Source organism: uncultured Bacteroides sp. (assembly GCF_937912035.1).
In the GTDB taxonomy this organism is placed as follows: Bacteria; Bacteroidota; Bacteroidia; order Bacteroidales; family Bacteroidaceae; genus Phocaeicola.
Genome location: NZ_CALDPF010000043.1, coordinates 105,957 through 119,967 on the forward strand (window position 1 = coordinate 105,957; position 14,011 = coordinate 119,967).

The 14,011-nt window shown below is 39.5% G+C and carries 12 protein-coding genes; 9 read left to right on the plus strand and 3 right to left on the minus strand.

All coding sequences use genetic code 11. From position 1 onward, the window contains the following. Positions 1–2: 2 nt before the first annotated feature. Together Q0486_RS12860 and Q0486_RS12865 are read right to left on the minus strand one after the other, a co-directional pair. The gene (locus Q0486_RS12860; RefSeq protein ID WP_299234028.1) at positions 3–587 is read right to left on the minus strand and encodes a cob(I)yrinic acid a,c-diamide adenosyltransferase; all 585 of its coding nucleotides are present in this window, start codon (positions 585–587) and stop codon (positions 3–5) included. 14 nt (positions 588–601) lie between these two features. Then, entirely contained in the window at positions 602–1,912 is a 1,311-nt protein-coding gene (locus Q0486_RS12865; RefSeq protein WP_299234185.1) for a cobyrinate a,c-diamide synthase, read from the minus strand. A 261-nt stretch (positions 1,913–2,173) separates the two neighbouring features. Between Q0486_RS12865 and Q0486_RS12870 the strand changes: the two genes are divergently transcribed. The 4 genes from Q0486_RS12870 to Q0486_RS12885 all read left to right on the plus strand — a co-directional run bounded on the left by Q0486_RS12870 (position 2,174) and on the right by Q0486_RS12885 (position 6,737). After that, complete coding sequence (locus Q0486_RS12870; protein WP_299234031.1) at positions 2,174–3,295, plus strand: 6-bladed beta-propeller; 1,122 nt, start codon at positions 2,174–2,176, stop codon at positions 3,293–3,295. 89 nt (positions 3,296–3,384) lie between these two features. Continuing rightward, positions 3,385–3,978 carry an IS110 family transposase gene (locus Q0486_RS12875; protein ID WP_299234034.1) on the plus strand — a complete coding sequence of 198 codons (594 nt, stop codon included), beginning with the start codon at positions 3,385–3,387 and terminating at the stop codon, positions 3,976–3,978. Positions 3,979–4,005: 27 nt separating this feature from the next. Then, positions 4,006–4,638, plus strand: coding sequence for an IS110 family transposase (locus Q0486_RS12880; protein ID WP_299234036.1), 633 nt, complete (start codon positions 4,006–4,008; stop codon positions 4,636–4,638). Between the two features lie 263 nt (positions 4,639–4,901). After that, positions 4,902–6,737, plus strand: coding sequence for a heparinase II/III family protein (locus Q0486_RS12885; protein WP_299234039.1), 1,836 nt, complete (start codon positions 4,902–4,904; stop codon positions 6,735–6,737). A 161-nt stretch (positions 6,738–6,898) separates the two neighbouring features. Here Q0486_RS12885 and yaaA read toward each other — a convergent pair whose 3' ends face one another. Then, positions 6,899–7,663, minus strand: coding sequence for a peroxide stress protein YaaA (gene yaaA / locus Q0486_RS12890; RefSeq protein ID WP_299234042.1), 765 nt, complete (start codon positions 7,661–7,663; stop codon positions 6,899–6,901). A 282-nt stretch (positions 7,664–7,945) separates the two neighbouring features. Between yaaA and Q0486_RS12895 the strand changes: the two genes are divergently transcribed. The 5 genes from Q0486_RS12895 to araA all read left to right on the plus strand — a co-directional run bounded on the left by Q0486_RS12895 (position 7,946) and on the right by araA (position 13,926). After that, positions 7,946–9,100 carry an aldose epimerase family protein gene (locus Q0486_RS12895; protein ID WP_299234045.1) on the plus strand — a complete coding sequence of 385 codons (1,155 nt, stop codon included), beginning with the start codon at positions 7,946–7,948 and terminating at the stop codon, positions 9,098–9,100. A 35-nt stretch (positions 9,101–9,135) separates the two neighbouring features. Beyond that, a complete protein-coding gene (locus Q0486_RS12900; protein ID WP_299234047.1) occupies positions 9,136–10,881 on the plus strand; it encodes a sodium:solute symporter in 1,746 nt (581 codons plus the stop codon). Positions 10,882–10,947: 66 nt separating this feature from the next. Continuing rightward, positions 10,948–11,625: an NUDIX domain-containing protein gene (locus Q0486_RS12905; protein ID WP_299234049.1), complete on the plus strand. Its 678-nt coding sequence runs from the start codon at positions 10,948–10,950 to the stop codon at positions 11,623–11,625. A gap of 20 nt (positions 11,626–11,645) precedes the next feature. Beyond that, entirely contained in the window at positions 11,646–12,335 is a 690-nt protein-coding gene (locus Q0486_RS12910; protein ID WP_287679447.1) for an L-ribulose-5-phosphate 4-epimerase, read from the plus strand. Positions 12,336–12,399: 64 nt separating this feature from the next. Then, a complete protein-coding gene (araA, locus tag Q0486_RS12915) occupies positions 12,400–13,926 on the plus strand; it encodes an L-arabinose isomerase (protein ID WP_235339319.1) in 1,527 nt (508 codons plus the stop codon). The last annotated feature ends 85 nt before the right edge of the window (positions 13,927–14,011 follow it).

Genomic DNA, 14,011 nt, shown 5'->3' on the forward strand with positions numbered 1-14,011 from the left:
TATTATTGATCAGAATCTTTTTTCTTTCTTTTGTAAGAAAATTTCAACCATTTTTCTTCCTGCCATTGCTGCCTTTGCATCTCGAACCTGGCCATGACAAAAAGCAAGTCCGACAACCGGTTTATGAACCGAAGGATCTCGCGCGGCACGGCATCAGAACGGTCAAGGGTCCACAGCCTGCGCTCTGCCCTGCGTGCTACTGCCCTTGCATACTGCAACTGGGCTGCCAGCGGTGTACCTCCCGGCAGGATGAAATATCCGTTATCCTCAATCTGAGGCATCATTTCGTCCATCCAATCTTCACAAAACTTGTCCAAATCCTGAGGCAGTTCATTAGGATTCCTGTCCCTGATTGCAGAAGGTGTGGCCACATGACTCATCACTATCATCATGTTGCGCTGTATAAAATAAAGCTTTTCCTGCCATTCGTCAGTTTCAGAAAGCATACTTCGTATAATGCCGAACAGTGTATTCAGTTCGTCAAGGCAACCGTTAGCCTCTATGCGGATGTCATCTTTCGGTACACGTTCTCCACCGTGGATACCTGTCATTCCTTCATCACCCGTCCGTGTATATATCTTTCTCATAATCCAATCCTTTTTCAATCCCAAAGTTTAAAGAAATCATTTTCGCCCCAATACCAGTGTGTATATCCGGCTATCACATTCTTATAGCGATACAGAGGTGTATCCACAGCCGAACCTTTCACATTGTACTGGCATACATCGGAAGGCAACATGTCCGGTTCTACGATAGATGAATAATGAAACTCATGCCCTTTAAGCCGCATTCCGCGATAATCAGCCGTACGGTATCCCAAATGCAGACGCATTTTTTCCAGAGTACATTCAAAAGGCAACACTCCCGACATAGGATACGAAACTCCTTCCTGTGCTACAAGTTTCCTGCAAAGATACATCATACCTCCACACTCGGCAAAAATACGTCCTCCATTCCCGGCAAAAGACCTCAACTGCTCTCCCAGCCGTATATTATCACTAAGTTCTCCGACAAAAAATTCCGGATATCCGCCCGGCAAATATACATAATCAGCCTGAGGCAATTCATCACCTGCCAGAGGACTGAAAGTCACTATATCTGCTTTCTTTGAAAGAACATCAATATTTTCCTTATAGATAAAATTGAAAGCGGCATCCTTTGCCAAGGCTATTTTCGGACGGTCATAACCGCCGTTTGTTTCAATCAAAACATCTGAGATTACACCTTTTGTATCCAATGAGCGGGAAGAAATCTCCAGCAGACGTTCCACATCCACATACTGTTCTATCATATCCGCCACCTTGTCGGACAATGCATCTATTTCATTCTCCTTTCCTATAGTCAGTCCAAGATGTCTTGAGGGAATCTCTATATCAGAGACTTTGGGTAAATACCCAAGATCGACCATGCCCACATCGTCACAGGCAGCCTTAAGATACGAATAATGTGAGGCCGAACCCACTTGATTGAATACTACTCCTGCCACTTCCACACCAGGCATAAAATTCTTCAATCCATACAATATAGCGGCAACCGTATATGCTGAAGATCGGGCATTAAGAACCACCACAACAGGCAGTTTCAGCAATGCAGCAATCTCCGCACTACTTCCTTTCATTCTGTCATAACCGTCGAACAGGCCCATCACACCTTCAACCACACACACCGACGCGTCTTCAGCGTAATGAAAATAAACCTCACCCACGTGACGTTCAGAAGCCATCCAAGTATCTAAATTTACAGATTCCCTTCCAGCGGCTATTGTATGAAATTTTCCGTCAATGTAATCTGGACCGCATTTAAACGGTTGTACACGCATTCCCTTTCTTTTGAGAACGCGCAATAATCCCATCGTAAACGTAGTTTTTCCGCTTCCTGAAGCAGCAGCACCAATCAAAAACTGAGGTTTCACCGACAACATATAGTCTCCTATCCTTTTTTTAACGGATACAAAAATACGAATAAAAAGTGACAAGCAGAAAATGTAATTGACTTCTATAAGCAAAATATATTATTATTCATCCAAATCGTATAATAGTATAATCATTAATTACTAATGATAAACTGTTACAAGTAATGTCCACATATTTTTTTAGAAATAAACAATACTATTTGCTTTTTTGCCTAAAACAATGTATTTTAGCCTCAGTTCTAAAATTAAATACAAAATGAAATGAATATAACAACCTTTTGCATATTGCTACTATTATTTTGTTCATGTTCAGAGAAGGAAAGAAAAAGTGATTATCCTTTACTGAAAGTATCATTGGAAAAACAGGAGGTTTCAATAAAGGACTTGTTCAAACAACTTGAAATTATTCCTCTGGAAACGAACGATTCTTGTCTACTTATCTTTCCTGATAAGGTATTGTGTACGAACGAACATTACGAAGTATTTGATCATAAACGTAATGCCTTGTTTCTATTCGATAAAGACGGGAAGTTTATAAGGCAAGTAGGTAAAAGAGGAGAAGGAGTAGGTGAATACAGGGAAGTATATGATGTTATAAATGATTCACGGAACGGAAATATCTGTCTTCTATCACCTTTTCAGGAAATATTTGTATACAACTCTGAAGGAGATTTCATCAAACGTTTGCAGCTTCCTGAGAAATCAAACTATCAGGCTATAATGGATTATGAAAATTACTTCGTAACATGGACACTTCCTATAAGCGATGAAGAAAGTGGAATAAGCTTAATATCAAAAGACTCGTTACAATGTGTTCGAGAATATTGGAAAGGAAATCCTAATACAATGTTTCTATACCCACGAGCTTTCCATAAATATAGAGAAGAATTGTTTTTTTCACGTCCTTTCCAACATCAGGTTTACAAGTTCAGTCTAAACAATATACAAGTAGCTTACCAATGGGATTTCGGTAGTGAAAACTATTTGATAGAAGATTTTGGATTTTCATTAAAAGAAAAAGGGAACATACAGGAAAGGAACGAACTTATGGATTTACTGGAAAGAAAAACCATTCCTTATTGTTTTGTGGGAAATAGGCAAACTGACAAATATTACTATACTATGATTGTCTATGGATTTACCCCAACAGGCAGAAAACACTTATTTTATAGGAAATCTGATGGTAAAAGTTTCTTCTTCCGTGAAACAAAAGAAGGTATTATTCTAAATCCAATGTATTTTTGCGATGATTTTTTATTATCAATAGCATCGTATGAGGACTTGAATGCTTATAGGAATATATTGAATAAAAATGAACTTGACAAAATTAAGAATTGTACTGAAGAAGATAATCCATTCCTCATTAAATGTTATTTCAAATGAAATTCCCATGAGATAAAAAAATCACGCCAAAGAGAATGTAAATAGTCAAGCTGAAGTTACCTTTGTATAGTGTAACAAATGTATCAGTTATGGCAGAAGTGACATTCCCTCAGTTGATACAGCGTGCTTGCGGTATCGACGTCCATCTGAAGGTTGTGGTGGCGACAATAGACGGAGTAGGCATCCAATGTGATACCCGCTCATTCAAAACCTTCACGAGTTCTTTGAATGAATTGAAAGAATGGCTATTGTCCAATGGTATAACGCATGTGGCAATGGAAAGTACCGGTGTTTACTGGAAACCTGTTTATAAGGTACTTGAAGATTCCATTCCCAATGTCTGGATAGTCAATGCCCGTCACATTAAGAATGTTCCGGGTCACAAGACAGACAAGATGGACAGCGAATGGATCTGCAAGCTTCTTTTGGCAGGTCTTCTCAAGCCGAGCTATATTCCTCCCAAGGAGCAGCGTCAGCTTCGTGACCTGACTCGCTACCGGAACAAGCTTATTCAGCAGATAGCTTCAGAGAAGAACCGTATGATGCGTATTCTTGAAGACTGCAACATCAAGCTTTCAGGTGTAGTAAGCAATACAAGCGGTACGACAGCTACTTCTCTTATTGATATGCTTTGTGAAGGTAAAGTCCTTACTCTTGATGATATAAAGTCAGTTTACCACTGAAAACTGTCAGCCAGTCCGGAAGAGTTGTTGGAAGCGTGTACCGGTTTTGTTGAAGAGCATCACATTTATCTTCTTCAGATAATCCGAAAGGATATAGACCAGACTCAGACTTTAGTTGATGATTTGTCCGAATGTATAAAGAGACTGTTGTCCAAGTACGAGAATGTCCTTGAACTTCTCAGGGAGATTCCCGGTTTTAGCACCAAGGTTGTAGAGGATCTGGTTTCTGAGATAGGTCTTGACATGTCCCACTTCCCTTCAGAAAAGCATCTTTCGTCCTGGGCCGGTCTTTCTCCGGGTAACAACGAGAGTGCTGGCAAAAAAAGCGCACGAATCACTCACGGAAACAAACAGGTAAAGGCGGTAATCACAGAAGCCGCATGGGCTGCGACCCGTACAAAGAATACGTTTTTCAGTGAGAGATACCATCGTATAGCTGCCCGCAGAGGGAAAAAACGTGCCTTGATTGCAGTGGGACATTCTCAGTTGATATCCGTTTATCTTATACTGAGTACGGGAGCCCGTTACCATGAGCTTGGTGCACAATATATGCAATCCAAGATAGAGCAGAAACGCAAGGTATATTTGTCTTCCGAACTTAAAAAGCTTGGATACAATGTCTCGCTTACTAAAGTTCCACAAGCAGTAACACCCAATTAACAATACAGACCAAAGGCCGACTTTTACTGGAATTACCATAGTCCGAAAATGAAATTGGTCTCAACAGCTAAGCGCCAAAGATTGTGACTTATGTACACGTGTATGAAACTTTTAAATTCTTAGCTGTTGCTATTTGTCATCGTATAATAGCCGCATTTGTGTTTTCATGAATGCTAATCTTTCTTTTGTCAAAACACTCGGTTTTATATCAATTTTAGTATAAACCTGTCCTACTTTATGTGTAGGACGCTTAATATTTACGTATGAAAAAATATCTGTTACTATCATTAATGTTACTATGTTGTATCATAGTAAATTCACAAAACCAACAAAGTGTTTCTATTGATTATTCTACCATTAATCCTCATCCAAGATTGTTTCTCCACAAAGGTGGTGAAAAAGGAATCATGAATGCTGTTGAAATGCATCCGGAATTTAAACGTATTTATGATTATATTGTAGATCAATCTGATAATTATCTAGTCACACCAACGCTTAAACATCAGATGACCGGAAGACGCTTGTTATCTGTTTCTCGCGAAGCTATCAAAAGAATATTTTATCTGTCTTTTTCATATAGAATGACAAATGAAAGAATCTATGCCTTAAGGGCAGAACAGGAAATGCGAGCTATTTGCATGTTCGACGACTGGAACCCCTCACATTTTCTTGATGTGGGAGAAATGACTTTGGCTCTGGCTATAGGATATGACTGGCTGTTTGATTGCTTGCGGGATGACAGCAAAAAAATGATAAAGGAATCCATAATCAGTAAAGGGTTTGTACCTTCAAAAGACAAACGCTATAACTGGTTCCTGAAATCTTCCAACAATTGGAATCAGGTATGCAATGCCGGTATGGTACTGGGAGCATTATCAATTTTCGAAGAAGCACAGGATGATTCTTCTTTCATGATTGAAAGAGCTTTACAGACATTAGGCACTTGTGTGAAAGGATATGCTCCTGACGGCAACTATCCTGAGGGATACAATTACTGGGGATATGGTACAACTTTTAATGTATTTCTTATTGCAGCTTTGGAATCTGCCCTGAACACTGACGCTGGACTTTGTGACTACCCTGGTTTCATGGAATCCTCAAAGTATATGCTATATATGGCAGGTACAACGGGACTGGCATTCAACTTCAGTGATGCTCGTGAAACTAAACAGGCATTCCCAGCACAATTCTGGTTTGCTGATCATCAGAATGATCCTTCATTATTATGGAATGAAATAGAGTTTTTAAGGGACAATAATTCACGCTTTACAGCTGAAGAAGAACGTTTTCTTCCTCTTTCGCTCATATATGGTTCCCATATTGATATTAACAAGATTGAACAGCCGAAAGAAAATATATGGTATGGCAACGGAAAAACCCCGGTAGTCCTTGTAAGGACGAATTGGGAATATGGTAAAGGATGTTATCTTGGCATAAAAGGCGGTAAAGCAAAAGAAAGTCATGGTCACATGGATGCCGGTTCATTTGTATTCGAAGCCATGGGAGTCAGATGGGCTCAAGACATGGGAATGCAGGAATACAATTCTCTTGAACAGAAAGGTGTGAACTTATGGGACAGCAGCCAGAAGGGACAACGTTGGGATGTATTCAGATATAATAATTTTGTGCATAATACACTAACTGTAAATGAAGAAAAACATATAGCAGATGCTTTCGTACCTATAAATAAAATAATAAACAAAAAATCCCAACTAGGTGCAGAACTCGATCTGTCTCCTCTATTTGCCGGTAACCTAAAAAAGGCCGTACGAAAAATAGTATTGAACAATAATGAGTATCTAACTATTACCGACGAACTCAGAACAGGCGAACAAGATGCCAATGTTCGCTGGACTATGTTTACTACAGCATCTCCAAAAATTATTGATGACAGGAATCTGGAACTTAATAAAGAAGGTAAACGTCTGCGTATGGTAATCGAATCACCAGTAATGGCTTCATTCAAGATTCTTGATAACACTCCTGACCATGATTATGACACGCCAAATCCGGGTTCTTGCCGTGTGACTGCAAATGTAAACATTAAGGCAAACTCAAAAACAACGATAAAAATAAAACTGATTCCAGTAACAGACTGAATAGGTATAAAGTAAGAATAAACCATTCGACATACGTTTCTATTTAAAAATAATTTTCCAGGTTAATTCATCTGAATAAGATACATTAACCTGGATTTTTTATGTACATAAACATCTTACAAAACCTTTTAAAAAGGTTTTGAATAGTATTTAAACGAATATCACCCCATAGTAAACACCAAATGGTTATTTGTACTCTCTTTTTCATTAAAACAAAATCCCTCCCATTCAAACAACTTCATCTGTTCAGGATTCTCTATCCTATTCTTCAAAAGAAAGCGAGTCATTTCTCCACGACACATTTTAGCATAAATCACAACAGTTGATAATTTCCCATTCTTATATACATAAAAGTCCGGAGTTATTACATTTACTTCACGACATACTCGCTTCCAGTCAAACAGATCTTTCATCTCATTGCTTGCCAGATTTATAAGGATACCTCCCTGATTCTTTATTTCATTTATAAAAAAATCTGTCAATACTGGTTTCCAAAAATCAAACATCGTAATACCACCCCTCTCCGGCAATCGTACATCTCCTTCCAGACGATATTTCTTTATAATATCCAAAGGACGCAACAATCCATAAAGAAATGATGTAATAAGTAAATGCTCCTGTGCATAATTAAAATCCTCATCCGTAAAATAATTTACATACAAACGTTTGAAAACCATACCTGTGTAAGACAATATGGCAGGTAATCCATTATTGTCTTCCGAAAAGAAATTCTGAAATCTAAAATAATTCTCTGCCGCCAATTTTGAGTTTATTCTCAACATTCGGGAAATCTCACTGCTGCTGAATTGCGATAAACTTCTGATATTACATGCTGCCTCTTCATAAAACATAGGAGTTGTTGTAAAAGGGACTTCTTTTTTAGTGCGTTCTGTCATTGTCTTAGCACAAGATATATAAATCATCATAAGCTATTATTAATTTAATCTTCTCAAGTTACAAAAATACATCTAAAATCAGTTTTTCCAGAGAAATAATCTATTAATTATTAAAATTCAAGATGTTATCTCACTTCAAAGACACATCCTCTGCCTTTTTATAATCTTATTTATCAAGTAAATGATAATATTTTACTACAAATAGTGTAAAATAAACACTTCAATGTTGTAAAACATATTTATACAAGAACAAGATAAAGAAATAAGTGTTACTTTTACACCGTTTAAAAGACAATACCATATAAACATATAATGAGAAACATGAAAAAGTCATTTTTAAGTATCGGTACTGCCGTAATTATACTAAGCGGATGTACCTCACAAGAGAAGAAAGCAGAACTTACACTGTCAGGACTTAACCCAAGTAATTTTGAGACTACAATTGACGGTAGTAAAAAAACGGATCTTTACACTCTCACAAACAAAAATGGAATGGAAGTTTGTGTAACGAATTTTGGTGGTAGAATTGTTTCAATAATGGTACCGGACAGAAACGGGAAAATGACAGATGTTGTTCTTGGATTCGATAATATTAATGATTATCAAAATATACCAAGTGATTTCGGAGCAAGCATAGGAAGATATGCAAACCGTATAAATAAAGGTAAAATCAACATTGACGGACAGGAAATTCAACTTCCGACAAACAATTTCGGTCACTGCCTACACGGAGGTCCTACCGGTTGGCAATATCAGGTTTATGAGGCCAATCAGACCAATGATAGCACAATTGTACTTACAATGAAATCAGCTGATGGTGATAACAATTTCCCTGGAAACATAACTGCAAATGTTACTTATACTTTAACTTCAGATAATGCTATAGACATAAAATATGACGCCACAACCGATAAAACTACAGTTATCAATATGACAAACCACTCATATTTCAACCTTAGTGGAGACATGTCAAAACCTGCAACTGATCATATCCTTTACGTAGCAGCAGACAGCATCACTCCTGTAGACAGTACATTCATGACTACCGGTGAAATGATGGCTGTTAAAGAAACTCCTTTCGACTTCAACACACCTAAGACAATAGCTCCAGACGTAACAGCGTTTGATAATGAACAGATAAAATTCGGAAATGGTTTTGACCATAACTGGGTATTATCCACAAAAGGTAACGATACAAAAGTTGCAGCTAAACTTACAAGTCCTACAAGTGGCATAACACTTGAGGTTTACACTAATGAACCTGGTATTCAAGTTTATACAGGCAATTTCCTTACAGGTGAGGTAAAAGGGAAAAATGGTGTGGCTTATCCACAGCGTGCTTCAGTTTGTCTTGAGACGCAACATTATCCAGACAGCCCAAACAAAACACAATGGCCATCGGTAATCCTTAAACCAGGAGAAAAATATTACAGCCATTGTGTATTCAAATTTGGAGTAGAGAAATAACATATAGCTTAATATCATAAAAACACATTATCATTATGAATTGGAGTTCAAAAGAATTTATATGGTTGGACTGGTTAGTACTAATCATAGGAATATTGGGAGTAGCATGGGCCGTCTGGCGCGCGGTAAGAAAAGACAAACTTGCAATGCAAGGAGCAGACAGTCAGGATTATTTATTTGGTAAAGGAGAACCTTGGTATGTCATAGGAGCCGCAATTTTTGCTGCTAATATAGGTTCAGAACACTTAGTAGGTCTTGCAGGAACAGGAGCTAAAGACGGCGTGGGTATGGCACACTGGGAAATGCAAGGTTGGATGATTCTTATCCTCGGCTGGCTATTTGTGCCATTCTATCAGTTACTTAACAATAAAATGGGTAAGATAATCACTATGCCGGATTTCTTGAAATACCGCTACACTCAGAGAACAGGCTCATGGTTGAGCATCATCACACTTATAGCCTATATTCTCACAAAAGTGAGTGTAACAGCTTTCACCGGTGGTATCTTCTTCGAATATCTGCTCGGACTTCCTTTCTGGTGGGGAGCTTTGGGACTGATTGCAATTACAGCCGTATTTACAGTATTGGGTGGCATGAAAGGTGTGATGACAATGTCAGCTATACAGACCCCTATCCTGATTATCGGTTCATTCCTTGTTCTATTCCTCGGATTGTCTGCACTTGGACAAGGAAGCATAGCCGACGGATGGAGCAACATGATGGATTACGCACGTTCCGCTCACGACGGATATGGAATAAACCACATGTTCCACTGGGATGAAGGTGATCCTATGTATCCTAAATTCCCTGGATTTGCAGTATTCATCGGAGCATCTATCATCGGTTTCTGGTACTGGTGTACTGACCAGCATATTGTTCAGCGTGTACTTGGACAGCAGAAAGGCGAATCGGACGACGTAGTAATGAAACGTGCCCGCAGAGGTAGTATCGCTGCCGGTTATTTCAAACTTCTTCCTGTTTTCATGTTCCTTATCCCAGGTATGGTAGCTGTAGCCTTGGCACAAGATCCAAACAGTGGTATTGTAATGGATCTTACAAACCAGCACGACACTGACGGAGCATTTGCAATGATGGTGAAAAATATTCTTCCTGCAGGTGTGAAAGGATTGGTAACAATCGGTTTCATATGTGCCTTGGTTACATCTCTGGCAGCGTTCTTCAACAGTTGTGCAACTCTGTTTACAGAAGACTTCTACAAACCAATGCGTCAGGGCAAGAGCGAAGCACACTATGTATTCGTAGGACGAGTAGCTACAGTAGTAGTTGTTATCCTCGGATTGCTATGGTTACCTATCATGATGAACATGGATAATCTCTACAGCTATCTGCAAGACATCCAATCACTGTTGGCACCTGCAATGGTAGCAGTATTTACACTAGGTATTTTCTCTAAGAAAATCACTCCTAAGGCTGGCGAATGGGGACTTATCGGAGGTTTCATCATTGGCATGGTAAGGCTCGTTACTAACGTAATAACAAAAAGCGGTTCAGCAACAATGGAAGGAGCGTTTTGGGATGCTACAGCATGGTTCTGGCAGACTAACTGGTTGATTTTTGAAATATGGTTACTGGTATTCCTGATGATAATGATGGCTGTAGTGTCATGTTTCACCCCAAAACCTTCTGCACAGCAGATTGAAGCTATAACATTCACAGGTAGTTACAAGGAACTTATCAGAAAGAGCTGGAATAAGTGGGATGTAATAGCATCACTTGGAGTTATACTCCTTTGCGGATTATTCTACGCTTATTTCTGGTAAAAAGAATAAATATTGTTCTACATTTGTATTCGAAAAAATGTAGAACAATATAAAATCTGTACTTACATGACAGCATATTACAAACAAAATCCAAAATTCTACGTCGGCATAGACTGTATTATATTCGGTTTTGACAAAGGCGAACTGAATCTCCTCCTGCTAAAGAGAAATTTTGAGCCGGCTAAAGGGAAATGGTCTCTTATGGGAGGATTTATACAGGAAAACGAAAGTGCAGACGATGCAGCGAAACGTGTATTGAGTGAACTGACAGGACTTGAGAATGTTTACATGGAACAAATAGGCGCATTCGGTGCAGTAGACAGAGATCCTGGAGAACGTGTCATATCACTTGCATACTACGCACTGATAAACATAAATGAATACGACCGTGAACTGGTACAGCAACACAACGCACATTGGGTTAATATCAATGAAGTGCCTGAACTGATTTTCGATCATTCGGAAATGGTAAGAAAAGCCAGAAAGATGATGAAAGAAAAAGCTTCGCACAAACCGATAGGATTCAATCTGCTACCTGAACTGTTCACCCTGACACAACTGCAAAATCTTTATGAAGCCATTTATGGTGAAACCATGGACAAGAGAAACTTCCGCAAGCGCATAGCCGAAATGGACTTTATAGAACAGACAGACAAAATAGACAAAACCGGATCGAAAAGAGGTGCACGCCTGTTCAAATTTAATGACAAGGCATACGAAAAGGATCCGAAATTCAAAATTTGACTTAAAAAAAGAACTCAAATATGTTAGAAGCATTAAAAGAAAAAGTATTCCATGCCAATCTTGATTTGGTGAAACATGGACTTGTTATTTTCACTTGGGGAAACGTTTCTGCCATTGACCGCGAAACAGGACTTGTAGTAATCAAGCCTAGTGGCGTTTCATACGACGAGATGAAAGCAGAAGACATGGTAGTAGTTGATCTGGAAGGCAAAGTAGTAGAAGGCAATCTTCGTCCGTCAAGCGACACTCCTACTCACCTTGTACTTTATAAGGCATTCCCTGAAATTGGCGGTGTGGTACATACTCACTCCACTTATGCCACAGCCTGGGCACAGGCCGGACTTGACATTCCAAACATAGGAACAACTCATGCCGACTATTTCCACGAAGCTATTCCTTGCACTGCAGATATGACAGAAGAAGAAGTGAAAGGTGAATACGAAAAGGAAACAGGAAATGTGATAGTAAAACGTTTCGAAGGAATGAATCCGATACACACTCCGGGAGTATTAGTGAAGAACCACGGTCCTTTCTCATGGGGTAAGGATGCCAACGATGCAGTTCATAATGCCGTAGTTATGGAACAGGTAGCCAAAATGGCAAGCATTGCATATGCAGCTAACCCAAACCTTACGATGAATCCTCTGCTGGTGGAAAAACACTTCAACCGCAAGCATGGTCCTAACGCTTACTACGGACAGAAAAAGTAAAAACATCTGAAATTAATAAATACTGAAATAAACAAATTATTACCTATTAATAAAATAAAAAATTATGAACGCATTCAGTCAGTATGAAGTATGGTTCGTAACCGGAGCACAGCTCCTTTACGGAGGCGACGCAGTAATAGCAGTCGATGCACACAGTAATGAAATGGTAGCAGGTCTTAACGAAAGTGGAAAACTTCCTGTTAAGGTTGTATATAAAGGCACTGCAAATTCTTCAAAAGAAGTAGAAGCAGTATTCAAGGCAGCAAACAATGATGAAAAATGTATCGGTGTAATCACATGGATGCATACATTCTCTCCTGCCAAGATGTGGATTCACGGACTTCAGCAGTTGAAGAAACCTTTGCTGCACCTACACACTCAGTTCAACAAGGAAATTCCTTGGGACACTATGGACATGGACTTCATGAACCTTAACCAGAGCGCACATGGCGACCGTGAGTTCGGTCATATCTGCACTCGTATGCGTGTTCGCCGCAAGGTGGTTGTAGGCTACTGGAAAGACGAAGAAACACTCAGCAAGATTGCTGTTTGGATGAGAGTATGTGCTGCTTGGGCTGATTCTCAGGATATGCTTATTTTACGTTTCGGCGACCAGATGAACAATGTAGCCGTAACAGACGGTGACAAAGTTGAAGCTGAACAGCGCATGGGTTACCACGTTGACTATTGCCCAGTAAGCGAACTGATGGAATATCACAAGAATATCAAGGACGAAGAAGTTGAAGCTTTGGTTAAAACTTACTTCAGCGAATATGACCATGATGCAGAACTTGAAGACAAGTCAACTGAAGCATATCAGAAAGTATGGAATGCAGCTAAGGCAGAACTTGCTCTTCGTGCTATCCTGAAAGCTAAAGGTGCCAAAGGTTTCACTACAAACTTCGACGACCTCGGACAGACAGACGGCAGCCATTTCGACCAGATTCCGGGTCTTGCTTCACAGCGTCTTATGGCAGAAGGCTACGGCTTCGGTGCTGAAGGTGACTGGAAATCAGCAGCTCTCTACCGCACTGTATGGGTAATGAATCAGGGACTTGCAAACGGTTGCTCATTCCTTGAAGACTATACTCTGAACTTCGATGGCAAAAACAGCTCAATCCTTCAGGCACATATGCTGGAAGTTTGTCCGTTAATAGCAGCCAAGAAACCTCGTCTGGAAGTTCACTTCCTCGGCATTGGTATCCGCAAGAGCCAGACTGCACGCCTTGTGTTTACATCTAAAGTCGGAACAGGATGTACAGCTACAGTTGTTGACCTCGGAAACCGTTTCCGTCTCATCGTAAACGATGTAGAATGTATCGAACCAAAACCATTGCCAAAACTTCCTGTTGCTTCCGCTCTTTGGAAACCAATGCCTGACTTCGAAACAGGTGCTGGTGCATGGATTCTTGCAGGTGGTACTCACCACTCTTGCTTCTCATACGATCTGACAGCAGAATACTGGGAAGACTATGCAGAAATCGCAGGTATCGAAATGGTTCATATCAACAAAGATACTACTATCAGTGAGTTCAAGAAAGAGCTTCGCATGAATGAAGTTTACTACATGCTGAACAAAGCTCTTTGCTAATAAATTGATTATATTGCCTTAATTAAAAGTGCTCGGCGAGCAATCGTTTGTAGCACTTTTATTTTTTTAGAACTTAAAAACTTAA